A 23,109-nucleotide genomic window follows, 5' to 3' on the forward strand; every position below is an offset into this window, starting at 1 on the left:
TCGGGGCGCGGGAGGTCGAAGGACATCCCGTGCCCCTTTCTAATTGTCCCGAACCTTCTTTCGACGTCGTGGTCATCGGCGCGGGCGTTTTGGGCCTGTGCGCGGCGGCGGAGCTGAGACGGCGCGGACGCCGCGTGGCGGTGGTCGATCCAGGCGGCGTCAACGCCTCGGCCGTGGCGGCGGGCATGATCGCGCCCGCGATGGAAAGCGCCGTCGACGACCTTTCGCCTGAAGCGGCGCTGGTTCTGCGGCGAGCGCGTGACCTGTGGCCCGACTTTGCGGCGGCGACGGGCGTGCGCCTGTATGGCGATGTGGCCGAATGGCGGGGCGGAAATGTCGGCGAACTGGCCGCGCGAATGGAGGCGCTGGGCTTCCAGCATCACTATGACGCCGCCTCGGGGCGCCTGACGACGCCGGAGGACGCCAAGGTCGATCCGCCCCAGGCCATGATCGGGCTGGCGCAGGGAGTGGCCGTGATCGCGGCGCGGGCGCTGCGTGCGTCGCGGCACGGGCAGGGCTGGCGGGTCGAGACGACGGTGGGCGCCGTGCATGCCGATCATCTGGTCCTGGCGACCGGGCCCGAGGCGGCGCTGGAGGGCTTGCCGCCGGAAGGGCAGGCGGCGGTCGCCTGCATCACCCCCATTAGAGGCCAGATCGGTCTGGTGAAGGAGAAGCTGGTCGATCACGTCGTGCGCGGACCGGGCGCCTATGTCGCGCCGATGGGCGAGGGCAGCGTGATCGGGGCGACGATGGAGCCGGGCGAGCGGTCGCTGACCCCCGACGCCGCGCGCTGCCAAGCCATGTTGGCCGCCGCATGGGAGGTGCTGGATCGGGCGCCGCGTCCCCTGACGATCGATTGGCGCGCGGGGGTGCGGGGGGCGACGCCCGACGGACTGCCGATGGCGGGGCAGGTTGCGCCGGGCCTGCATGTCGCGCTGGGGCCGCGGCGCAACGGCTGGTTGTTGGGGCCGCTGATCGCCGCCGCCGTCGCTGACGCGACAGAGGGTCGGCCCGTCGCCGAGCCGATCCTCCATCCCTCGCGGTTTCTTTAGTCCTTGGGCGGGTCGAAGCGGATCGCCATGGTGACGCGGGCGCCGTCTACAGCCTGTCCGTCCACTGTGCGCGGGCTGAGGCGGAAGTAGCGGCTCAGGCTGAGCGCCGCCCGGCCGAAGCCCTGATTGCCTGGCGTCTCGGAGGTGACCGAACAGCCGGTGAGGCTGCCGTCCACCCGCACCAGGCAGGACAGGTTCGCCACCCCGCCGACGCCGCGCGCTTCGGCTGCCGAGGGATACGCCCGCATCAACTGATCCGCCGTCGGCTTTCGCACCCAGTCCGGCTGGGTGATGACCGGCGCGGACTTGGGCGGTTCGGGCGTGACCGCCGTTCCGGTCGAGGGCTCGGCCGCAGGCGCGGTGATGTTGATGGCTGGCCCGGGGTCATGGCTGACGACCGGTGCGATCGGAACCTCCAGAGGCGCGACATCGCTGGGCGTGACCTGCGTCGGCCGATGGATCGGCGGCGTCGGTGCTGGCGAGGCCTGGGGCGGCGTCTCAGGTTTAGGCAAGGGTGGACGGATCAGATCGACGATGGTGGGGGGCGGCTCCGTCGGTGCTGGCGGCGCTTCGGCCAGTTCGAACCGCTGCTGATACAGCCAGACCCCCGCGCCGACGTGGACCAGAGCCGAGGCTGCGATCATCGCCCACATCAAAGGGGACAGCGGTTTCCGGCGTTGTTGGAAGTCAAGGGGGCTGACCACGCCGTGGCCCCCGGCGATACGCATCATCATGACTTACGCGCCTCCTGTCGCGGGCCCTCCCCAGCGCCCCACGGAACGAAGTTCGCGCTCGGCTTGCGGCCTTATTGTGGCGCTTCAAATTGTTAACGACGGCGCTGTCGCGTTAAGGTTTGGTTTACCTAGGTTAGCGACCGTTCACACATGACCGTGAAAGCGATTCCATCATCCGGCGGCGTGGAGGCGGCCATTCGGCGCGCCTCGACCTCGACCGGCGTGGACTTCGACTTTCTGATGAAGACCGCGCGCCGTGAAAGCGCGATGAATCCCAACGCGCGGGCGCCGACGTCTTCGGCCTCGGGCCTGTTCCAGTTCATCGAGCAGACCTGGCTGGGCACGGTGAAGCGGCATGGCGCAAAGCACGGCTATGGCCAGTACGCCGACCTGATCTATCAAGGCGGCGACGGGCGCTGGCAGGTGAGGGGCTCGGCCCGTAATGTGGTGCTGGACCTGCGCTTCGACCCCCAGGCGGCCTCGACCATGGCGGGCGAACTGACCGCCTCCAACGCCGCCTATCTGCGCGGCCGCACTGGGCGCGAGCCGAACGGGGGCGAGCTTTACGCTGCGCATTTCCTCGGCCCGGCGGGCGCGGCCAAGCTGATGGAGGCTATGCAGTCTCGTCCTCAAGCCAGTGCGGCGGCCCTGTTCCCCGAAGCGGCTTCAGCCAACCGCTCGATCTTTTATCGCAACGGTCGCTCCGTATCGGTGGCCGAGGTGCACGCCAATCTGCAGCGTACCGCGGGGGAGGCGGCGCCCGCCGCGGGTGTGGGCGCCGTCAAGGCCGGGCCTGAACTGGGCGACAAGGAGCGCGCCCTGGCTGCGCGCCTCGATCGGTTGAAGCAGGACCAAAGCCTGCTGGCCTTGCTCTTGGGCCAGGACGGCCAGGGCGCGGGCGGCGGCTTCGGCGGCGCCTATGGGCCACCGCCAGACCGGGCCGGCTGAAAACCTGCGTTCGCTTTTATTCCTAACGCGGCTTTAACTATGTAACGCTACGGGTGACGATTGATTCTTCGCCGCCCTGAGCTTCATCCATGACCGCCTACCGGGCCCGCCTGACGGAAAGCGACATCCGGCGTCTGATCAAGTCCGACGTCGAGGACGAGCGGGCGGCGGCGGCGCACAAGCTTTTGCGCAGCATCGACCGCATGACGCTGGACGAGGTCGAACGGGCGGCGGCGCAGAAGATTCTGACTGTGCTGGCGGTGGACGCTGCTGAACTGGTGCGCCGCGCCCTGGCCGTGACGCTCAAGGCGTCAATCCTGATGCCGCGCGATGTGGCGCGCCGCCTCGCGGCCGATGTCGACAGCGTAGCACTGCCGGTCATCAACTGTTCGCCCGTCTTTTCCGACGACGACCTGATCGAGATCGTCCGCGCCGGGTGCGCGCTGCGTCAGGCCGCCGTGGCCTCCCGTCCGCAGGTGCCGCGCGATGTGGCGACGGTCCTGGCCGCCGAGGGGCGGCAGGAGGCGGTGCTGGCCCTGGCGGCCAACGACAACGCCGACCTGTCCGAGGAAGCGCTGGGCGTGGTGGTCGATCGTTTTGGCCATGCGCCCGATGTCGTGTCGGCTCTGGCCTATCGTCAGGTTCTGCCTCTGTCGGTCACCGAGCGCCTGGTGGCGCTGACTGCCGATGCTGCGCGTGAGCATCTGATCACACGGCACGCTCTGGCGCCCGAGACCGCCATTCGGTTCGCCGACTTCGCCCGCGAACGGGCCACCGTAGACCTGATCGACCAGTCGCGAACGACGACGGACCTGCCGGCCTTCGTCTCGCGCCTCTACGCCCGGAAGGCGTTGACGCCGTCGCTGCTGCTGCGAGCCTTGGCGCGCGGGCAGATAGGGTTGTTGGAGCATGCCCTGGCCGAACTGGCGGGGACGCCGCATCATCGCGCCTGGCTCATGGTGCACGACGCCGGACCGCTGGGGTTTAAGGCGCTCTATGATCGCGCCGGGATGCCGCCGCGCCTGTTCCAGGCATTCCGCGCGGGCGTTGACACCTGGCGCGCGCTTCAAGCGGAGGGCGGCGACACCTCGGCCGAGCGCTTCCGCCAACGGATGCTGGAGCGCTTCCTCAGCCAGCGCCCAGACGCCGCTCGCGACGATCTGGCCTATTTGATGGAGCGTCTCGACCGGCCAGCGATCCAGACGCTTGAGGCCGCAGGCGCGGCATAGAAAAGGACGCCCGTCAGAGCGCCCTCATCGGCGCCAGATTTGCACCTCAGCCGAGATGCTCGGCCACGCGGGCTTCCAACGCCTCGGCCAGGTCTCGCCCCACCGGGTGTTCGTCGGTCTGAATCTCGTCGCGGACCACAGCCTTGATGGCGTCGACATGGGCGTCGACCAGGGGCAGGGGCGCCTGCATCCGCTTGTCGGCGTCGTCCAGAATCCGGCACAGCGAACCGGCGATGCGCGTCACCAGCGGATACTGGTAGGTCGTGCCCAGCCCCTTCAGGTCGTGGGCGCGGAAATAAAGGGCCTCGGCCGTTTCGGCGCTGTACCCCTTGGCCCGGATGTCGGCCTGCGCCTGGTCCAGCTTAGCCATTTCGTCCTGCAGCCACTGGCCGAACTGGGCCGACATGGCCTTCAGCGCTTCTTCCGCCTTGGCGATGGCGTTGGCGTCGATACCGCCGAACCCGCCGCCGACCTTGGCGCGCAAAGCGTTCGGGGGGCGAAACACGTTGGACGAATTGCTCACGGGAGGACTCCTGAACTGTAAAATGCAGTTTGAAGGCAGAGTTCTAAGAAACCGTGACGTTCAGGAAGCGAACTGTTCGGACATGACGCGCTCTTCGTAGGAGCGGCCAGCGTCGAAAAGCATCGTGAGCCCTATATCGCGTCGCTCGCGCACATCCACGCGGGTGACGCGTCGTACCTCGAAGTTGTCAGCCGTGGCGCTGACGGGGCGCTTGTCGGCTTCGAGCACCTCGAAGCGCACGCGCGCGGTGTGGGACAGCAACGCTCCGCGCCAGCGCCGGGGCCGGAAAGCGCTGATCGGCGTGAGCGCCAGGCTGGGCGCATCCAGAGGAATGATCGGCCCGTGCGCTGACAAGTTGTAGGCGGTGGACCCCGCCGGGGTCGCCACCAAGCAGCCGTCGCAGATCAGTTCCTCAAGCCGCACCCTGTCGTTGATGCTGATGCGCAGCTTGGCGCTCTGGCGCGTCTGGCGCAGCAGGGAGACCTCGTTGATCGCCAGTCCGCTGTGCACCTGGCCGCTCTCGGTCCACGCGTCCATCTGCAGGGGATGCAGCACGGTCCGGTCGGCCTGTATCAAGCGATCCAGCAGGTCGTCTTCCTCATAGTCGTTCATAAGGAAGCCCACCGAGCCGCGGTTCATTCCGTAGACCGGCGTCTGCAGTTGCAGATTGTTGTGGAGGGTTTCCAGCATGAAGCCGTCGCCGCCCAGGGCCACGATGACCTCGGCCTCGGCGATGGGGACAGAGCCATAGCGCTCGCTCAGCCGTCGGCGCGCGTCCTCGGCTTCTGGCCGGTCGCTGGCGAGGAAGGTGACGGCGGTGGGGCGAAAAGGCTGGCTCACGAATCTACGCAAGCGGAGCCGGGGCCGCCTGTCAAACGGGACGGCCGTCGTCGGGCGCCATCAGCAGCTGAAATTCGTAGGCGGCCTGCGACGCCGAACGCTCGGCCAGGCGCCAGTCGGCGCCATCTGGATCGCGCGGGAAGCCGTGGTTCATGCGCCGGACCTCGCTCAGGACGGCCGGAAAGGCCGCGCGATCCAGGCCCGCGGCGGTGCAGGCGAGAAACAGCGGGCGGGCTGTGTCGGCCTTTAGCGCTCGGCGGACTTGATCCAGATCGAGCCGCGCCAGCCGGCTCAACGCGTGGATGAAGACCTCCAGTCGGTCCTCTCGCAGGGCGCGGATCAAGGTGGCGGGGCGTAGTTGGTCTGAAGCCTGGAGTTTGGCGGTGAGGCGGGCGGCCGCCACGTCGGCCGGCGCCGCCTGCTGCGCGGCGGCGCGGGCCGCCCGCTCCAGCCGGGTCGGATCGAGGGTGAAGCGCTCCATGATGGCCTGACGCAACGCCTCGCCCACCCACTGATACAAGCGCGCGCCAAGTTCAGGCGTCATCTGAGGGTGGCGGGCCAGTGGCGCGCGCAATGCGGCCAACTCCCGCGAGCGGCTCACCAGACGGCTCATGCACTCGCCATCGAGCGCGGCCGTCCGGTTTGACGCCAGGGCGGTCATCACCGTGGGATCGTCCGCCTCTAGGATTGCGCGGGCGACGGCGACGCCGAGCCCGGGTCTCAGCGCGACCTGTACGCGGTGGTCCAGCGACGTTTCGGCCAGGAGCCGCAACAGGTCGCCATCCTGCAACAGGGGGCTGGCGGCGATCACGGGACGAGCGATGTCTATGGCGTCGGTCGCCAGCATCTGCACCAGGGCGACGGGCGCCCAGTCGGCGTCCGCCAGCCGTTCGGCGAGCGCTTGGCGGATATCCGCCGCAACCACGTGGACAAGGGCGATGAAGGCGTCGCCAAGCGCCTGAGGCGCGCCATTTCGGCCGCCGGTCGAGCGATAGAGATCCGCCACGCCTTTCAACAGGCCGTGCTGGCGCTCCGGCGGCTGACCCTTGGCCAGATCGACAAGTTGATCGAGGCTGTCCACCGGCAGGGGCCCAGACGCTGCTTCTCGCGTCTCCGTTTCGTTGCGCGTCTCACTGCGGAATTCCACGTCGCCCTCGCGGAAGAGTTGCCTGCCCAAAGCGAGGGCACCTTCGCAGTGGGGCTGTGAAAACAGGGTTAACGAAGTCTTGGAAAGGCGCTGCCCGACGACTTGACGCCGACGCCGGTCAGGGAGACGCTCATCTAAACGCTGATCAGGGGAGTGGTCATGGCGGAGGGGACAAGCGGGGCGCCCTCGTTGCGGGGGCAGGTCTCGGAAGACGAATGGCGCACCCGCGTCGAGCTGGCGGCCCTGTATCGGCTGGTGGCGCTGCACGGGTGGGACGACATGATCTTCACCCACATCTCGGCTCGTGTTCCAGGACCGGAAACGCACTTTCTGATCAACCCCTACGGTTGGTATTTCGACGAGATTACAGCGTCTTCTTTGGTGAAGGTCGATCTGGACGGCAATATCGTTCAAGAGACGAACAGCTTCATCAATCCGGCCGGCTTCACCATTCATTCCGCTGTCCACGCGGCGCGCGAAGACGCACACTTCGTCATCCATCTGCACACGGTGAACGGCGTCGGAGTGGCGGCGCAGAAGGACGGCCTGCTGCCGATCAGCCAGAACGCCTGCCTGCTGCAGCATCAGGTCGCCTATCACGGGTATGAAGGCCTGGCCTTGAACCATGATGAGCGCGAGCGGCTGGTCGCTGATCTGGGCGACAAGTCGCTGATGCTGCTGCGCAATCACGGCACCATGGCGGTCGGCCACACGGCGGCTCAGGCCTGGGTCGGCATCTTCTTTTTGGAGCGCGCCTGCGCCCAGCAGGTCGCCGCCCTGTCGGCAGGGCGCGACAACGTTCTGATCGCGCCCGATGCCGCTCAGGCGGAGACCAAGGAACAGGGACGCGGCATCGGCTTTGTGTCCGCTCTCGCCTGGCCTGGCGCCTTGCGACAACTCCAGCGAAGATCGCCCGGCTACGACGCGTGAGGCCGCTGGGGGGCGGTCTGCAGGACGCGGTCGGCCTTGTCGCTGGGCTGATCGTGCTGGCGGTCGGCTATCCCGCGTGCGCGGGCGCCTGGAACCTGCCCAAGGGCGAGGGGCAGGCGATCGTGAAATACGAGGCCATGCGCGCCGATGAGGCCTTTTCGCCGGATGGCGACCGCGCAGCCTTGTCGCACGACCGCCTTGACCGCGCGCTTTCGGTCTTCGTCGAATACGGGTTGGACGACCGCCTGACGTTGCAGATGAAGGGCGAATGGCAAGAGGGGCGCGACGCCTTCGTGGATTTTCAAGGGCGGGGGCCGCTTGAGATCGGCGTGCGGTGGCAGGCCTTTCGCGATGCGCGCCACGTCGCCGCCCTCTACCTCGGCTACGCCCATGGGGGCGAGGGGCGCAACGCCGGCTATGCGCCCCCAGGCGCCGGTGACCACGATTGGGAAGCGCGCGTAATGGCTGGCCGGAGCGTGGGCGTCGACGGGCAGGGCGGGTTCATCGAGGCTCAGGCAGCCCGTCGGTGGCGTGCCGGACTGCCAGATGAGACCCGCCTCGACCTGACGGCGGGAGCACGTGTGGCCCCCAACTGGACGCTGCTGGCCCAGGCCTATGCGGGGGCGGCGGACGAGGGCGGAGCGCGCTGGCTGTCGCTGGAAACCTCGGCCGTGAGGCGAGTCGGCGACTGGAGCTTGCAGGCCGGTTGGCGCACGGCGGTTGCAGGCCGTGAAACTCCTGCGGGGCAAGGCCCCGTAATCGGAATCTGGCGGCGCTTTTAAAGCAGATTTCCGCGACGGAAACGGAGAGCAGGCTCGTTACAGATACGTTATTTGCGTAACGGCGACGACCCGTTAAGCGGTAGCGCTTCTTGTCGGGGAGACTGCGTCGCGTGTTCAAACGCCACTTTTTCATTATCGGCGCGGCCTGTGTGTTGGGGCTGATGGTCGCCGCTGCGGTCTTCAAGATCGCCTTCAGCGACGGCGACGCGGGCGATCGCAAGGGGCCGCGGGGGCCGGGCGCCGGGCGCGGCCAGGTGGTGGCGGAGGTCGTCGCGCAACGGCGCGAGTTTGCTGACCAAATTCGCGTTCTGGGCGTGGCGCGCGGGCGCCGCTCGGTCAATATCACCTCGAACACGTCAGAGCTGGTCACGCGCGTTATGTTCACTGATGGTCAGGCCGTGGCGGCTGGAACGCCACTGGTCGAGCTTCAGGCGCGCGAAGAAGACGCTGATCTCATCCGCGCCCGAGCCCAGCTTGAGAACGCCCAGCGCGAATACGACCGCTATCGTATTCTGGCCGAACGCGGCGTCGCGCCGCGTGTCATGGCTGAGACCGCCGAAACCGCCTTGAAGACGGCTCAGGCCGCGCTGGCGGCTTCTGAAGCCCGTCGCGGTGATCGCATCCTGCGCGCGCCGTTCGCCGGCGTTCTGGGACTGACTTCAGTCACGCCGGGGACCTTGATTTCGCCGGGTTCGGTCATCACGACGCTCGATGACATCAGCGGCGTGCGCGTCGATTTCCCGCTGCCGGAGCGCTATTTGGGCGCACTTGACGTCGGCGCGTCGCTGACGGCGACGACCGACGCCTTCCCCGGCGAGGCGTTCAACGGGCGCATCGCCCTGCTGGACACGCGCGTCAATGAGCAGACCCGCGCGATCATCGCCCGCGCGGAGTTCGCCAATCCCGGCAACCGGATCCGCCCCGGCATGATGATGCGGGTCTCGGTCCACCAGGGCCGCCGCCAAAGCCTGGCCGTGCCCGAAGCTGCTGTTCAGTATGAAGGGCAGGGGGCCTTCGTTTACCGCATCGTGCGCGCCGAGACCGGCGCGACCGCTCAACGCGTCGAGGTCCAGACCGGGGCGGTCGAGGGCGGCTATGTCGAGATCGTCTCGGGCCTGGCCAACAACGACCGGATCGTCGCCTCGGGTCTGAATCGCATTCAGCCGGGCGCCCCCGTCAGCGTCGAGGGCGAAGCCGCCCAAGCCCGAGCCCCCAGCAAGGGCGGCGCCCGCGCGACGCAGGCGGCCCGCCCATGATGCTGTCTGATGTTTCGGTCCGGCGCCCCGTCTTTGCGGCGGTGGCGGCGATCGTCCTGTGCGTCATCGGCCTGGCGGCCTTCTTCTTCCTGCCGGTGCGCGAATTGCCGGACGTGGATCCGCCGATCGTCTCGGTCAGCACCAGCTACGCCGGGGCCTCCGCCGAGGTGATCGAGAGCCGGATCACTGAGCCGATCGAGCAGCAGATCGCGGGGATTCAAGGCGTTCAGCGCATCAACTCGACCAGCCGCGACGGCCGGTCGAACGTCAACATCGAGTTCTCGCTCGATCGTAATATCGACGACGCGGCCAACGACGTGCGCGATCGCATCTCGCGCGTGCTGGGGCGTCTGCCGGACCAGGCGGACCCGCCGGAAGTGTCCAAAGCCGACTCCGACAGCCAGCCCATCCTGATCATGTTCCTCAGGTCCACCACGATGGATCGCCTGGAGCTGACCGACTACGCCCGCCGCTATCTGGTCGACCGTTTCGCTACCGTGCCGGGCGTGGCCCAGGTCAACATCTTCGGCGAGCAGCGCTACGCCATGCGTATCTGGCTGGACGCTGGGGCGATGGCCGCGCGTGGTCTGACCGTCACCGACGTCGAGAATGCGCTCAACAGCCAGAACGTCGAACTGCCCGCGGGTTCTCTGGAGTCGGCGCAGAAGGACTACACCGTTCGAGTGGCGCGCAACTACGCCGATCCGGCGGACTTCGCCCAGCTTCCCATCGGCACACGCGGTTCGGCCTCAACGGCCACGGGGGCGCAGGCGTCGGGCAGTCTGGGGGCGGCGTCGGCGGCCATGACCAACGGCGTGACCGGCGCCCTGATCGGCAACGCCGCCTATGTCACCCGGCTGGGCGACATCGCCCGTATCGAGGAAGCGCCCGCCGAGGCGCGTCGCCTGTTCCGGGGCAACGGCATCGACCAGATCGGCCTGGCGGTCACCCGTCAGGCTCAATCCAACGACCTGGATATCTCTAAGGGCGCCCGCGCGCTGGTGGAGGAGGTCCGCCACAGCCTGCCGCCGGGCACGACGCTGGAAGTCGGCTCGGACAACTCGGTCTTCACCTCCCACGCCATTGACGAGGTGTGGGTGACGATCGGCATCTCCATGGCGCTTGTCGCTCTGGTCAACTTCATCTTCCTAGGCAGCCTGCGGGCCGCGATCATTCCGTCGGTCGTGGCGCCGATCTGCCTGCTGGCGACCTTCATTGTCCTGGCGCCGCTAGGCTTCTCGCTGAACCTGCTGACCCTGCTGGCCCTGGTCCTGGCGATCGGCCTGGTCGTCGATGACGCCATCGTCGTGGTCGAGAACATTCAGCGCCGTCTCGATAACGGGGAGCCGCCGCTGGTCGCGGCGGAGCGCGGGGCGCGCCAGGTGTTCTTCGCCGTGGTGGCGACGACTGTCGTCCTGCTGTCGGTGTTCGCGCCGTTGCTGTTCCTGCCGGGCTATGTCGGCCGCCTGTTCGTCGAGTTGGCGGCGGCTATCGCCGCGGCGGTGGCGTTCTCGGCCTTCCTGGCGCTAAGCCTGTCGCCCATGCTGGCATCCAAGATCCTGAAGCCGGCGCATACCGGCGGCTGGGTCGCGCGACGTGTCGATGCGGGCATGGACGCGCTGAAGCGGTCCTATGCCGCTTCGCTGGACGCCCTGCTGGGCCGGCGGGTCGCCATTGGCGGCGTGGCTGCCCTGATCGTGCTGGTGGCGGCGGGCGCAACCGGCATCTTCCTGCATCTGCCTAACGAACTCGTGCCGAACGAGGACCGCGGCCGGGTCACCGTGCGGATCGCCGGGCCGGAAGGCACGGGCTTCGACTATACGCGTGAGATCATGCTCGGACTGGAGCCCCTGCTGGCCGAGTATCGCGAGAACGGAGAGGCGGCCAACTACATGATCTCGTCGCCAGGCTTCGGCGGCTCAGGCTTCAGCTCCGGCAGCGCCGTGCTCAACCTGGCCGACTGGTCCGAGCGCGACCGTTCGGCGGACGAGATCGCCCAAGAGTTGAACGGCAAGCTGCGCAACCAGACGGGCGCGCAGGTCAACGCCTCGACGCCTGGCGCCTTCCAGCGTGGCGGGGGCAACTCCAACTCGATCGACATGATCGTCACGGGTTCGGAGTATTCCGCTATCTATAACTGGCTGCAGCCGATCCTGGCGGCGGCTCAGGACAACCCTGGCTTCTCGCGCCCGCGCCTGAACTATGAGCCGAACGCGCCGCGCCTGCTGGTCGATGTGGATCCGCAGAAGGCCGCCGCTCTGGGCGTCTCCTCCCAGCAGATCGGCCGTACGCTGGAAACCATGTTCGGTTCTCGCCGCGCCACGACCTACATCAAGGGCGGCCAGGAGTATGACGTCATCCTGCAGACCGAACGCGACAGCCGGCGCGAGGTCTCGGACCTTGAGGCGCTCTATGTCTCGACCGGCACGGCGCAACTGGTGCCGCTGTCGGCGGTGGTCACGACCAAGACGTCAGGCGATACGCCGGATCGTCGCCGTCTGGACCGCCAGCGGGCCATCACCCTGCAGGCGGACCTGAACCCCGGCACCACCATCGACGACGCCGTTGAGTTCCTGATGGCCGAGGCCGCTAAGCAGCCGCAGGGCGTGACCAACATCCGTTGGGGCGGCGCGGCGCGCGATCAGCAGGAGGCAGGCAGCGCCGTGGGCTGGGCCTTCGCCCTGGCCCTGCTACTGGTCTTCCTGGTGCTGGCGGCGCAGTTCGAGAGCTGGATCACCCCGGCGGTCATCATGCTTACCGTGCCCCTGGCGGCGGCGGGCGGGCTGTTCGGGCTGTTGATGGCGGGCTCAAGCCTGAACATCTACAGCCAGATCGGCCTGATCATCCTGATCGGCGTCGCGGCCAAGAACGGCATCCTGATCGTGGAGTTCGCCAACCAGCTGCGCGATCAGGGGCGGACCATCCGCGAGGCGATCATCGAGTCGTCGTCGTTGCGGCTGCGTCCGATCATCATGACCTCGATCGCCACCGCCTTCGGCGCCCTGCCGCTGGTGCTGTGGCAGGGGGCGGGGGCGGGCAGCCGTCAGACCATCGGCGTGGTGATCTTCACCGGCGCCATGTTCGCCACGGTCCTGACCCTGTTCGTGGTGCCCGTGATCTATGGCGTGCTGGCGCGCTTCACCAAGTCGCCGGAATACACCGCCCGCAAGATCGAGGAATGGGAAGCGCAAGAGAAGCGCCGCGGCGAAGAACCTGACATGAGCCCGGCCGAATAGGCCGCTCAGGTCCTTGCATATGTGAAGGGCGGCGGACCTGCATGGTCCGCCGCCCTTTTGCTTGCCCGGCTATGTCGATTCACTCGCTCTGAGGCTTGAATCCCGTCTCGACCTTCAGGAAGGCGATGACGTCACGGCGGTCCGTGGCGTCGGGCAAACCCGCGAAGCTCATCTTGTTGCCGGGCAGGAAGGTGCGGGGGTTCTGCAGCCAGTGGTCCAACGTCTCGGCGTCCCAGGTGAAGTCCGCCGTGCGCATAGCGTGGGAATAGCTGTATTTTTCCTTGGCGCCCGCCTTGCTGCCGAAGACGCCATAGAGGTTCGGCCCCGTCATGTTCGGCCCGCCCGGCGTGATGGTGTGACACGAGCGGCAGCGCGCGAAGGCGCGGCGGCCGTTGTCCAAATCGGCCTCGTTATAAGGCGCGGGCAGGGCGGCGAGCACGGCGAGCTTCTCGGCCTCGGTAGGCGACGGCGCCTTGGGGGCGGCAGGCGTGCTGTCGGTTGCGGGCGCGGCGTCGTTCGGGCCGCAGGCGGCCAGCATCAGCACGGAGCTCAGGGCGACAGCTGGGGCTGCGATGTTGCGGATCGAGGGGAAGGACGAAAGACGGGACATAACGCACTCCTAAGCCAACGATCATGCTTACCCCATGAAGGGGCCCTCGCAAGGGACAGCTTGTCCAAGCCAGCCAGTGGGCGTCAGCGCCCGGTCGTGAGCTTCACCACGACATGGGCGGTGGTTTCGATGATGGCCTCAGGCGTGTCGGCGCGGCGCATTAGGTCGAAACCCGCGGCGACGGACTCTACGAGGTTCGCCGTCTCATAGGATGCCAGGCGGGGATTCAGGCCTTCGGGGTGCAGGCCGTTGGCGTGGGCCTGGGCGATGCGACGCTCCAACGCCAGGTGAAGGCGACGCAGGCGCCGGATACGGCTCTCGGCGAAGGCGGGCTCGCCCATATCCGCCAGCATCTGTTCGACGCGCAGCACGGGACCGTGGTCGTTCCAGAGATTGAGCACTTCCAGCACATAGGCCCGCGCGGCCTCGAACGCCCGATCGCCCGACCAGTCCGCGTGGATGTGGGCGGCCAGCCGCTGAAAGTCCTCGCCCGCCTCTTCGCACAGCAGTTGCAGGCCTTCCTCGACCGAGGCGAAATAGGTGTAGAAGGTCGGCGCGGATACGCCTGCGGCGACCGCCACGTCAGCGGGGCGGATTTCGCCCAGATGTTTGGTGTTCAGCAGGGCGCGCAGGGCGTCCAGCAGGGCGCGGCGGGTGCGTGCGCCGCGCGTTCGGATCCTGTGACCCAGTTTGTTGGTCGTCTCGGACATGGGGGAGGCGGCCGCGAGAGTGGTGCCGGTTGCAGGAATCGAACCCGCGACCTTCGGTTTACAAAACCGCTGCTCTACCAGCTGAGCTAAACCGGCGTGGCCCGCCTTATGCTGGCGGAATCTCTTTGACGCAAGCACACTGATCGAATGCCCACGCTGCCCTATCTCGCGCCCATCGTCATGCTGGCCCTGTCGAACGTCTTCATGACCTTCGCCTGGTACGGCCATCTGAAATTCGGGGCCAAGCCGCTGTGGATCGTGGTCCTGATCAGCTGGGGCATCGCCTTCTTCGAATACTGGCTGGCCGTGCCCGCCAATCGCATCGGCCATCAGGTCTATTCGGCGGCCGAGCTGAAGACCATGCAGGAGGTGATCACCCTGCTGGTCTTCGCGATCTTCTCGGTGCTCTACTTGGGCGAGAAGCTGACGGTGAATCACCTGATCGGCTTCGCCCTGATCGCCGGCGGGGCCTTCTTCATCTTCAAAGGGCCGCTGTAGACGCTCAGTCGAGCGCGGCGGCGATCTTCCCGGCCAGAATTTTCAGCTGTTCGGCGTCGGCCATGGGGGCGTGGCCATGGCCTTTCATCGGGCGGTCGGACCAGCGCGGCACGATGTGGAAATGCAGGTGGAAGACCGTCTGGCCGCCGGCATCGCCGTTGAACTGCATCAGGCTGAGGCCCTCGGGCTTCAGCGCCTTCTCGACGGCGCGGGCGGTGCGCTGAACGGCGGCCGTCAACTTGGCCAGCGCCTCGGGCTCGATCTCCAGGATGTTGCGGGCGGAGGAGGTCTTGGACACGATCAGGACGTGGCCCTCGGACTGGGGAAACACATCCATGAAGGCCAGGACGTCCTCGTCCTCCCACACCTTCACGCTGGGCATGTCGCCGCGCAGGATTTTGGCGAAGATGTTGTCCGGATCGTAGGCGCCGTGAAGGCTCATGGGGGTCTCCTTCGGGGTAGGGCGCCCAGCCTAGCAGGCGATCCGGCCCGACGCACGGAGCGGATCGCCGCCAGATGCGCTTATATGGTCAAGGTTCAACCGACGGAGGCGTCATGCTGGGTTTCATCGTTCAGGCCGTGGTCACGGCGATCGGCCTGTGGGCTTCGGCCAAGCTGGTGCCGGGGGTTGAGTTCACCTCGACCGGCTCGCTGGTCGCGGCGGCCATCATTCTGGGCCTGGTCAACGCCTTCGTGCGGCCGCTGATGGTGATCCTGACCCTGCCGCTGACCATTGTCACCTTCGGCCTGTTTCTGCTGGTGGTGAACGCCGCCATGATCGGGCTGACGGCCATGTTCCTGGGCGGCTTTGTCGTCGACGGCCTGTGGGCGGGAATCGGGGCGGCGATCGTCACCGGCGTGGTCAGCTGGATTGCGGGCGCCCTGTTCGGCGGTTTGGGTGATCGTGCCTGATAATTCACCCGGATAATATTGACGCCGTGATATCACCCGGGTAATTCCGGCCTCAACAAGTGAGGACGGATGATGACCCTATGCACGGCCTTCGACGGCCACACGATGATTGCAGCCGGGCCGCTGGCGCAAGTCGCCGCAGCGATGAAAGCCGCGCACGACGCCGGACGAGCGGTCCTGGTCTTTCGCGACGAGGATGCGCGGCCGATAGACCTGGATCTGCGCGGAGACCTCCCGACCGTGCTGGCGCGCCTGCCGCAGGAGCAGCCGCAGCCCGAGCCTGAGAAGCGCGGACCGGGACGGCCCAGGCTGGGCGTCACGGCGCGCGAGGTCACCCTGCTGCCGCGCCATTGGGACTGGCTGGCCTCACAACCGGGCGGGGCGTCGGTGGCGCTTCGCAAGCTGGTCGAGGCTGCCCTGCGCGAGGCCGAGGGGCCGGACCGGATGCGTCGCAGCCGCGAGGCGGCCTATCGCTTCATGACGGCCGTGGCGGGCGACCTGCCGGACTATGAAGAGGCCGTGCGGATGCTGTTCGCGGGCGACTGGACGGCGTTCGACGCACACACGGAGGCCTGGCCTGTCGACGTGCGCGATTACGCCCGGCGTCTGGCCGAGCCGGGATGGCGCAACGGGCATGGGCGCTGAGAAACGCCGTCTCGCTTAGCTGGGACGGACCACCATGCAGGTGACGCGGCGTTCCGACAGGGCTTCGCACGCCGCCTCGGCCGCCTGCTGGGTCATGCCGGTGAAGCGCGAGCGATACCAGCCGTTGGCCGTCTGCACGTCACGCTGGGCGTTCGAGAACTGGCTGGAGAAGCGGCGGCTGATGTTGTTCAGCCAGTCGCGGGCCACGGCTTCTTCGCGGAAGGCGCCGACCTGGACGGTCCAGCGACCGGCCGGAGCCGAGGCGGCGGCGCGCGCGGGCGTGCTGCGGGTCGCGCGGGCAGGGGGCGCCGCCGTTGCGGCCGATCCGCCGTTCAGCGCGGCGGTGAGGTTTTCGGGCGCACGGTTCTCGGCGCGGCGGGCCGAAGGCGGCGGGGTCACCTCCGTCGGCAGGTTGCGCGGCGGCGGGCCGGAGACATAGGCCACCTCGGTCGGGGCGCCGACGCCTTCACCGTCCTCGTCGGACAGGGATGCGTAAGCGACCGGCGCGGCGGGCTCGCTGCTGATTCCATAGCCGCGCTGTTCGAAGAAGGCCTGAGCCAGTTGAATGGTCTCGCCCTGGCCTCGCCGGCGTTGCACCTCGAACCCGGTGTCCATCAGTTCAGCGACATGGTCGTTGCGGCTCTTGGTCGAGCGGCCGCCCATGACGATGGTGATCAGCCGCTTGCCGTCGCGCACCGAGGACGCCGCCAGATTATAGCCAGAGGCGTTGGTGAAGCCGGTCTTGATGCCGTCATAGCCGCGCCCAGTGGCCAGCAGGCCGTTGGTGTTGCGGTAGTCGCGACCCTTGTAGAACCAGTCATGCAGGCCGAGGTAGCGATAGTATTGCGGATAGTCGCGCATCACCGCGCGACTGAGGATCGACAGGTCGCGCGCTGTGGTCGCCTGGCGCGTGTCGGGCAGACCGTTGGCGGTGGTGAAGCGGGTGTGCTCCATCCCCAGTTCACGCGCTTTTTCCGTCATCATCTGGGTGAAGCGGCCCTCGGAGCCGCCGATGTGTTCGGCGATGACCACGGCCATGTCGTTGGCGCTGCGGACGGCCGTGGCGCGCATGGCGTCGTCCAGGCTGATCGTCTGACCGGCCGCCAGGCCCAGCTTGGACGGCGGCTGAGAAGCCGCGCGCGGCGAGACGGTCAGGTTGTCGTCCAGCTTCACCTTGCCGGATTCCAGCGCCTCGAACGCCAGATACAGGGTCATGACCTTGGTGATGGAAGCTGGAAAGCGCCGGGCGTCGGCAAAGCGCGAAAACAGCACCTCGCCCGAAGCGGCGTCCACCACGATGGCGGCGTAGCGGCTGTCCGAGGACTGGGCTTCCGGAGGCGCGACGCCGACCGTCGGCGTAAGGACGATGCCCCCCAGGACCAGGGCGGCCAGGAAACGACGGCGGAAGAGGGCGTTCATGGGCAAGCTACTAGCCTCGTCACTGTGGCGCGAAGACGGCTGCGATCACGCACGTTACAAACGCTAACATCGGCTCCCCCGGTTTCGAGAGGGTTAACGACGCGTCAACAGACTTGTGATCGGAGCGGAGGTCGTCAGGTGATCAGCGATAATATTGTGCGTTGCACAAATTTCACTTGAAGTCCCTTCGCAGGTGCACCATATCGCCGTTGTCGCGATGGGCTCCGCCTGTCGCAGGAAACCTTTCGCTTCAGGAGACTCCCCATGGCTGACGCCGCTGAGACCGTGAAGAAGACCGTCGAACAAACGACCGCCAAGGCCAAGGCCCAGGCTGAATCGATCCAGGCCGCCGGCGCCCAGGCGTTCCGCGAAGGCGTGGACAAGTCCGTCGCCTCGCTGAGCGAGATCAACGCGCACGGCAAGAAGAACCTGGAAGCCGTGGTCGAATCCGCCGCCGCCGCCCAGAAGGGCGCCGAAGCCCTGTCGCAGCAGGCCGTGGCCTACGGCAAGAAGTCCTGGGAAGACGGCGTCGCCGCCGCCCAGTCGTTCTCGCAGGCCCGTTCGATGCAGGAATTGTTCGAACTGCAGACCAACTGGGCCAAGTCGGCCGCCGAGGCCTATCTGGCCGAGTTCGGCAAGGCGACCGAGACCATGACCGCCTCGGTCAAGGACAGCTTCAAGCCGATCAACGAGCGCGTTTCGGCCGCTGTCGAGCAGTTCCAGGCCGCCCGCTAAGACGCGCCTCCAACGCTCTACAAGTTCGGAAGGGCCCCGGTGGAAACGCCGGGGCCTTTTCACGTTTAGCTATCAACTGGGCGTGCGTGAGCGTCTGCGGGCTGGACGCCTCTACAAATCAGGCCATCATTCCCTATCTGATCCACGACACTCCCCGATTACGGACCACGAATGCCTAACAGACGGCCAGGTGAACAGGGCGGAGGCGCAGGCGCCGCCGTCGTCACCGAGACAAAGCCGAAACTTCAGCGGCCCTCGCTTTATCGGGTGCTGATCCTGAATGACGACTACACCCCCATGGAGTTCGTCATCTACGTGCTGGAGCGGTTCTTCCAGAAGAGCCGCGAGGACGCGACCCGCATCATGCTGCACGTGCACCAGCATGGCGTCGGGGTCTGCGGCGTCTTCACCTACGAAGTGGCCGAAACCAAGGTCGCCCAGGTGGTCGAGACGGCGCGGCGCCACCAGCACCCCCTGCAATGCACGATGGAAAAGGACTGAGAGGAACCTGCCATGCCTTCGTTTTCCCGTCCTCTCGAAGAGACCCTGCACCGCGCGGTCCATTACGCCAACGAGCGCCGGCACGAATACGCCACGCTTGAACACCTGCTGCTGGCCCTGATCGACGATCCGGACGCCTCGGCCGTGATGACGGCCTGCAACGTCGACCTGGGCGCGCTGAAGGCTGCGCTCGGCTCATATGTCGACACGGACCTGGCCGCTCTGGCCACGGCCGACGGCGACGACGCCAAGCCGACGGCGGGCTTCCAGCGCGTGATCCAGCGCGCGGTCATCCATGTCCAGTCGTCCGGCCGCGAGGAAGTGACCGGGGCCAACGTCCTGGTCGCCATCTTCTCCGAGCGCGAAAGCCACGCCGCCTATTTCCTGCAGGAGCAGGACATGACGCGCTACGACGCGGTCAACTTCATCGCTCACGGCATCGCCAAGAAGGCCGGGGCCAATGAAGCCCGCTCGGTGCGCGGCGCCAGCCCCGAAGAGGCCGAGGACGGCTCGGTCGTCAAACAGGGCGGCGAGGCGCTGGAGGCCTATTGCGTCGACCTGAACGAGAAGGCCCGCAACGGCAAGATCGACCCGCTGATCGGGCGCCAGGCCGAGGTCGAACGCTCGATCCAGATCCTGTGCCGCCGCACCAAGAACAACCCGCTGCTGGTCGGCGACCCCGGCGTCGGCAAGACCGCCATCGCCGAAGGGCTGGCGCGCAAGATCGTCAACGGCGAGGTGCCGGAAGTCCTGAAGGACGCGACCATCTACAGCCTCGACATGGGCTCGCTGCTGGCGGGCACCCGCTATCGCGGCGACTTCGAGGAGCGGCTGAAGCAGGTCGTCAAGGAGCTGGAGAGCCACGACAATGCGGTCCTGTTCATCGACGAAATCCACACGGTGATCGGCGCCGGCGCGACGTCGGGCGGGGCGATGGATGCGTCGAACCTGCTGAAGCCTGCCCTGGCGTCCGGCAGCCTGCGCTGCATGGGCTCGACCACCTACAAGGAGTATCGCCAGCACTTCGAGAAGGACCGCGCCCTGGTGCGCCGCTTCCAGAAGATCGACGTCAATGAGCCGACGATCGAGGACACGGTGAAGATCCTCAAGGGTCTGAAGACGACCTATGAGACGCACCACAAGCTGCGTTTCACCGACTCGGCCATCCGCACGGCGGTCGATCTGTCGGCGCGCTACATCACCGACCGCAAGCTGCCGGACAAGGCCATCGACGTGATCGACGAGGCCGGGGCGTCGCAGATGCTGCTGCCGGAATCGAAGCGCAAGAAGGTGATCGGCCAGAAGGAGGTCGAGGCCGTCATCGCCAAGATGGCGCGCATCCCGCCCAAGTCGGTGTCGAAGTCGGACACGGAATCCCTGCGCGAGCTGGAGACCGATCTGAAGCGCGCCGTCTTTGGACAGGAACAGGCGATCGACCAGGTGTCGTCGGCGATGAAGCTGGCGCGGGCGGGTCTGCGCGACCCGAACAAGCCCATCGGCGCCTTCCTGTTCAGCGGCCCGACCGGCGTCGGCAAGACCGAAGTCGCCAAGCAACTGGCCGCCACCCTCGGCATCGAGATGCAGCGCTTCGACATGTCCGAATACATGGAGCGCCACACGGTCAGCCGCCTGATCGGCGCGCCTCCGGGCTATGTCGGCCATGATCAGGGCGGCCTGCTGACCGACGCCGTCGACCAGCACCCGCACTCTGTCGTGTTGCTGGACGAGATCGAGAAGGCGCACCCCGACGTCTACAACATCCTGCTGCAGGTGATGGACAACGGGACGCTGACCGACGCCGTGGGCAAGAAGGTCGATTTCAGGAACGTCATCTTGATCATGACCACCAACGCGGGCGCCGCCGATAACGCGCGCGCGGCCATCGGCTTCGGCCGCGGCAAGGTCGAGGGCGAGGACGAAAAGGCCATCCAGCGCCTGTTCGCGCCTGAGTTCCGCAACCGTCTGGACGCCATCGTGGCCTTTAAGCCGTTGGGCGCCGAGACGATCCGCTCGGTCGTGACCAAGTTCGTGCTGCAGCTGGAAGCCCAGCTGGCGGACCGCAACATCACCATCGAACTGACCGACGAGGCGACCGACTGGCTGGCCAAGAACGGTTTCGACGAACTGTATGGCGCAAGGCCCTTGGCCCGCGTCATTCAGGAGCACATCAAGAAGCCGCTGGCCGACGACATCCTGTTCGGCCGCCTGACCCGCGGCGGGCACGTCAAGGTCGAGCTGAAGGACGGCAAGATCGCCTTCGACATCACCCCGGCCAAGGGCGCCGCGGTGAAGGAAGCGGAAGAAGAAACGGCCTGATTTCGGTCAGGCGCAAAGAGAAAGGCCCGGACGTCGCCGTCCGGGCCTTTTTTGTATCGCCTTAGAGGCGCTTAGCGCTTGCGGCCCAGGGCGCTGAGCAGCACCGCAGCCCCGGCCAGGATGCCGGTGGTCACCAGCGGTTTGCGACGCGCGAAGTCCAGGCCCTTGCGGGCAGGATCGCGCAGATCGGCGGGGGCCTTGTCCACCATGCCGTCCAGCCCGTCGATGACACGGCCATAGGCGTTCTGGGCCTTGCCCTTGATCTCGTTCAGCTTGCTGTCGACCTGCAGCTTGCTGTCGCCGGTCAGGCGGCCGAGGCCGTTCTGCAGTTTGCCGCCGGTTTCGGTTACGGCGCCTTCGATGCGTTGGTCAGTCATGATCTTCCCTGATGCGATTTAAGGAGGAGGAGGAGGCTCCGGGAAAAAGCGCATCTGGCCGCCGACGGTTCCTGAACCTCTCGCGCTTCGCGACGAAATGTCAGCCCAGGCGGTAGGGCGACAGCTCCGCCGTCATGGCGTGCATCTCCGCCTCGACCGCCGGGCGCTCCTGGTTCAGGTAACGGGCGACGGGATCGCGCAAGGCCGGGTCGGCGATGAAGTGCGCCGAATAGACGGGTGAGGGCAGGTAGCCGCGCGCGATCTTGTGGTCGCCCTGCGCGCCCGCCTCGACCCGGGACAGGCCGCGCGAGATGGCGAAGTCGATCGCCTGGTAATAGCAAAGCTCGAAATGCAGGAACGGCCGGTCGACCAGCGTCCCCCACTGGCGACCGTAAAGGGCATCCCGTCCGATGAAGTTCAGCGCCCCGGCGACCGGCGTCGCGTCTTCAAACGCCATCACGAGGGCGATGCGGTCAGCCATGGTCGCGCCGACGCGGGCGAAGAAGTCGCGCGTCAAATAAGGCCGCCCCCATTTTCGGTCGCCCGTGTCCATGTAGAAGGCGAAGAAGGCCTCCCAATGCGCCTCGGTGATCTGGGCGCCCGTCAGCACGCGAATGTCGAGGCCCGCTTGCGCCTCGCGGCGCTCGCGCCGGATGGTCTTGCGTCGGTTGGACGACAGGGCGGCCAGGAAGTCCTCGAAGCTCCGATAGTCTTCGTTGCGCCAGATGAACTGGATGTCGCGGCGCGGCAGCAGGCCCGCCGCGGTCATGGCGCGCCATTCGGCCTCTAGGGGGAAGTTGACGTGCAGCGACGACACGCCCAGCCGCTCGGTCAGGGTCAGCGCGCCTTGCAGCAGGGCTTCGCGCACCTCGACGGCGTCCGTCCCCGGCGCATTCAGAAACCGCGGGCCCGTCGCAGGCGTAAAGGGGACGGCCCCTAGCAGCTTGGGATAGTAACGCCCGCCTGCGCGCTGATAGGCGTCGGCCCAGCTGTGGTCGAAGACGTATTCGCCCTGGCTATGGCCCTTCAGGTAGAGGGGCATGACGCCGATCACGGCCGCGTCTTCATCGTGCAGGGACAGATGGCGCGGCGCCCAGCCTTCCGACGGGACGGCGCTGCCGGACGCCTCGCAGGCGTCGAGGAAGTCGTAGGAGACGAAGGGATCGCCGGTCGGGGTCGCGCAGGCGTCCCACGCTTCCCGGCCTATCGCGGCGATCCCGTCGTGAACCTGAAGGGTGAAGCTCACTTCACCTCGATGACGGCGTCGATCTCCACGGCGAAGCCGAGCGGCAGCTTGTAGACGCCGACGGCCGAGCGCGAGTGCTTGCCGGCGTCGCCGAAGACCTGGACCATCAGGTCCGAACAGCCGTTGATGACGGCGGGAATGGCTTCGAAGTCCGGCCCGGCCTGGACGAAGCCGCCCAGCTTGACGATGCGGACCACGCGATCCAGATCGCCGTCGACGGCGGCGTTGATCTGGGCCAGCAGGTTGACGCCGCACAGGCGGGCGGCCTCGGCGGCCTGCTCAGGCGTTACGTCCACGCCGACGGTGCCCTTGATGCCGCCTGAGGCGTCGTTCGACAGTTGGCCCGAAATGAAGATCTGCTCGCCCGAGCGGACGTAGGAGACGTAGCTGGCGACCGGCTTGGCGGGCTCGGGCAGGGTGATGCCGAGTTCAGCGATGCGGGCGTGAATGCTCATGGGGCGAC

Annotated in this window: 24 protein-coding genes and 1 tRNA gene; 13 read left to right on the plus strand and 12 right to left on the minus strand. The window is 67.2% G+C overall.

The window, feature by feature from the left end; genetic code table 11:
- The first annotated feature begins 29 nt into the window (after positions 1 to 29).
- Positions 30 to 1,052, plus strand: a complete 1,023-nt coding sequence (locus H9656_RS00545) for an NAD(P)/FAD-dependent oxidoreductase (protein WP_318240579.1) — start codon at positions 30 to 32, stop codon at positions 1,050 to 1,052.
- On the opposite strand, the gene H9656_RS00550 is transcribed toward H9656_RS00545, so the two are convergent.
- A complete protein-coding gene (locus H9656_RS00550) occupies positions 1,049 to 1,696 on the minus strand; it encodes an energy transducer TonB family protein (protein ID WP_225212168.1) in 648 nt (215 codons plus the stop codon). The two genes, H9656_RS00545 and H9656_RS00550, sit on opposite strands and share 4 nt — an antisense overlap.
- Positions 1,697 to 1,936: 240 nt before the next feature.
- Here H9656_RS00550 and H9656_RS00555 point away from each other — a divergent pair, with 240 nt between their 5' ends.
- Together H9656_RS00555 and H9656_RS00560 are read left to right on the plus strand one after the other, a co-directional pair.
- Positions 1,937 to 2,734 carry a transglycosylase SLT domain-containing protein gene (locus H9656_RS00555; protein WP_191742376.1) on the plus strand — a complete coding sequence of 266 codons (798 nt, stop codon included), beginning with the start codon at positions 1,937 to 1,939 and terminating at the stop codon, positions 2,732 to 2,734.
- Positions 2,735 to 2,823: 89 nt separating this feature from the next.
- Positions 2,824 to 3,963: a DUF2336 domain-containing protein gene (locus tag H9656_RS00560; protein WP_191742377.1), complete on the plus strand. Its 1,140-nt coding sequence runs from the start codon at positions 2,824 to 2,826 to the stop codon at positions 3,961 to 3,963.
- Positions 3,964 to 4,009: 46 nt separating this feature from the next.
- On the opposite strand, the gene H9656_RS00565 is transcribed toward H9656_RS00560, so the two are convergent.
- The 3 genes from H9656_RS00565 to H9656_RS00575 are packed head-to-tail and all read right to left on the minus strand — an operon-like array spanning position 4,010 to position 6,473.
- Positions 4,010 to 4,486 carry an Hpt domain-containing protein gene (locus H9656_RS00565; protein WP_191742378.1) on the minus strand — a complete coding sequence of 159 codons (477 nt, stop codon included), beginning with the start codon at positions 4,484 to 4,486 and terminating at the stop codon, positions 4,010 to 4,012.
- Between the two features lie 60 nt (positions 4,487 to 4,546).
- Entirely contained in the window at positions 4,547 to 5,326 is a 780-nt protein-coding gene (locus tag H9656_RS00570; protein WP_191742379.1) for an NAD kinase, read from the minus strand.
- A 31-nt stretch (positions 5,327 to 5,357) separates the two neighbouring features.
- Positions 5,358 to 6,473: a DUF2336 domain-containing protein gene (locus H9656_RS00575; RefSeq protein WP_191742380.1), complete on the minus strand. Its 1,116-nt coding sequence runs from the start codon at positions 6,471 to 6,473 to the stop codon at positions 5,358 to 5,360.
- 159 nt (positions 6,474 to 6,632) lie between these two features.
- Here H9656_RS00575 and H9656_RS00580 point away from each other — a divergent pair, with 159 nt between their 5' ends.
- The 4 genes from H9656_RS00580 (at position 6,633) to H9656_RS00595 (ending at position 12,677) form a co-directional block, all read left to right on the plus strand.
- Positions 6,633 to 7,403: a class II aldolase/adducin family protein gene (locus H9656_RS00580; RefSeq protein WP_191742381.1), complete on the plus strand. Its 771-nt coding sequence runs from the start codon at positions 6,633 to 6,635 to the stop codon at positions 7,401 to 7,403.
- A complete protein-coding gene (locus H9656_RS00585; protein WP_191742382.1) occupies positions 7,400 to 8,185 on the plus strand; it encodes a hypothetical protein in 786 nt (261 codons plus the stop codon). The genes H9656_RS00580 and H9656_RS00585 overlap by 4 nt, the downstream gene beginning before the upstream one ends.
- A gap of 110 nt (positions 8,186 to 8,295) precedes the next feature.
- Positions 8,296 to 9,441: an efflux RND transporter periplasmic adaptor subunit gene (locus tag H9656_RS00590; protein ID WP_191742383.1), complete on the plus strand. Its 1,146-nt coding sequence runs from the start codon at positions 8,296 to 8,298 to the stop codon at positions 9,439 to 9,441.
- Positions 9,441 to 12,677 (plus strand): efflux RND transporter permease subunit, encoded by a 3,237-nt coding sequence (locus H9656_RS00595; RefSeq protein WP_225212290.1) that lies wholly within the window; start codon positions 9,441 to 9,443, stop codon positions 12,675 to 12,677. Before H9656_RS00590 ends, H9656_RS00595 begins: the two co-directional genes overlap by 1 nt.
- Before the next feature lie 79 nt (positions 12,678 to 12,756).
- Here the strand turns inward: H9656_RS00595 and H9656_RS00600 are convergent, their stop codons facing one another.
- The 3 genes from H9656_RS00600 to H9656_RS00610 all read right to left on the minus strand — a co-directional run bounded on the left by H9656_RS00600 (position 12,757) and on the right by H9656_RS00610 (position 14,093).
- Positions 12,757 to 13,287, minus strand: a complete 531-nt coding sequence (locus tag H9656_RS00600; protein ID WP_191742385.1) for a c-type cytochrome — start codon at positions 13,285 to 13,287, stop codon at positions 12,757 to 12,759.
- 83 nt (positions 13,288 to 13,370) lie between these two features.
- Positions 13,371 to 13,997: a TetR/AcrR family transcriptional regulator gene (locus tag H9656_RS00605; RefSeq protein ID WP_191742386.1), complete on the minus strand. Its 627-nt coding sequence runs from the start codon at positions 13,995 to 13,997 to the stop codon at positions 13,371 to 13,373.
- Between the two features lie 20 nt (positions 13,998 to 14,017).
- Positions 14,018 to 14,093: transfer RNA gene (locus H9656_RS00610), tRNA-Thr, on the minus strand.
- A gap of 51 nt (positions 14,094 to 14,144) precedes the next feature.
- Between H9656_RS00610 and H9656_RS00615 the strand changes: the two genes are divergently transcribed.
- Positions 14,145 to 14,495 (plus strand): DMT family protein, encoded by a 351-nt coding sequence (locus H9656_RS00615; RefSeq protein WP_025977596.1) that lies wholly within the window; start codon positions 14,145 to 14,147, stop codon positions 14,493 to 14,495.
- Positions 14,496 to 14,499: 4 nt separating this feature from the next.
- On the opposite strand, the gene H9656_RS00620 is transcribed toward H9656_RS00615, so the two are convergent.
- Entirely contained in the window at positions 14,500 to 14,937 is a 438-nt protein-coding gene (locus tag H9656_RS00620; protein ID WP_191742387.1) for an HIT family protein, read from the minus strand.
- Between the two features lie 113 nt (positions 14,938 to 15,050).
- Here H9656_RS00620 and H9656_RS00625 point away from each other — a divergent pair, with 113 nt between their 5' ends.
- Entirely contained in the window at positions 15,051 to 15,407 is a 357-nt protein-coding gene (locus H9656_RS00625) for a phage holin family protein (RefSeq protein WP_191742388.1), read from the plus strand.
- Between the two features lie 72 nt (positions 15,408 to 15,479).
- A complete protein-coding gene (locus tag H9656_RS00630) occupies positions 15,480 to 16,052 on the plus strand; it encodes a DUF2239 family protein (protein ID WP_404821519.1) in 573 nt (190 codons plus the stop codon).
- Between the two features lie 15 nt (positions 16,053 to 16,067).
- Here H9656_RS00630 and H9656_RS00635 read toward each other — a convergent pair whose 3' ends face one another.
- Positions 16,068 to 17,471: a D-alanyl-D-alanine carboxypeptidase gene (locus H9656_RS00635; RefSeq protein ID WP_191742390.1), complete on the minus strand. Its 1,404-nt coding sequence runs from the start codon at positions 17,469 to 17,471 to the stop codon at positions 16,068 to 16,070.
- Between the two features lie 264 nt (positions 17,472 to 17,735).
- Here H9656_RS00635 and H9656_RS00640 point away from each other — a divergent pair, with 264 nt between their 5' ends.
- The 3 genes from H9656_RS00640 to clpA all read left to right on the plus strand — a co-directional run bounded on the left by H9656_RS00640 (position 17,736) and on the right by clpA (position 21,023).
- Positions 17,736 to 18,206 (plus strand): phasin family protein, encoded by a 471-nt coding sequence (locus H9656_RS00640; protein ID WP_191742391.1) that lies wholly within the window; start codon positions 17,736 to 17,738, stop codon positions 18,204 to 18,206.
- Between the two features lie 171 nt (positions 18,207 to 18,377).
- On the plus strand, positions 18,378 to 18,707 hold the full coding sequence (gene clpS, locus H9656_RS00645) for an ATP-dependent Clp protease adapter ClpS (RefSeq protein WP_003164443.1): 330 nt from the start codon (positions 18,378 to 18,380) through the stop codon (positions 18,705 to 18,707).
- Positions 18,708 to 18,719: 12 nt separating this feature from the next.
- Complete coding sequence (gene clpA, locus H9656_RS00650) at positions 18,720 to 21,023, plus strand: ATP-dependent Clp protease ATP-binding subunit ClpA (RefSeq protein WP_191742392.1); 2,304 nt, start codon at positions 18,720 to 18,722, stop codon at positions 21,021 to 21,023.
- Between the two features lie 71 nt (positions 21,024 to 21,094).
- On the opposite strand, the gene H9656_RS00655 is transcribed toward clpA, so the two are convergent.
- The 3 genes from H9656_RS00655 to H9656_RS00665 form a co-directional block, all read right to left on the minus strand.
- Positions 21,095 to 21,400, minus strand: coding sequence for a CsbD family protein (locus H9656_RS00655; RefSeq protein WP_191742393.1), 306 nt, complete (start codon positions 21,398 to 21,400; stop codon positions 21,095 to 21,097).
- 100 nt (positions 21,401 to 21,500) lie between these two features.
- Positions 21,501 to 22,646: a GNAT family N-acetyltransferase gene (locus tag H9656_RS00660; protein ID WP_191742394.1), complete on the minus strand. Its 1,146-nt coding sequence runs from the start codon at positions 22,644 to 22,646 to the stop codon at positions 21,501 to 21,503.
- Positions 22,643 to 23,101, minus strand: coding sequence for a RidA family protein (locus H9656_RS00665; protein ID WP_191742395.1), 459 nt, complete (start codon positions 23,099 to 23,101; stop codon positions 22,643 to 22,645). The genes H9656_RS00660 and H9656_RS00665 overlap by 4 nt, the downstream gene beginning before the upstream one ends.
- Between the last annotated feature and the right edge of the window lie 8 nt (positions 23,102 to 23,109).

The sequence above is a fragment of the Brevundimonas guildfordensis genome, from assembly GCF_014836405.1.
Taxonomy (GTDB): domain Bacteria; phylum Pseudomonadota; class Alphaproteobacteria; order Caulobacterales; family Caulobacteraceae; genus Brevundimonas; species Brevundimonas guildfordensis.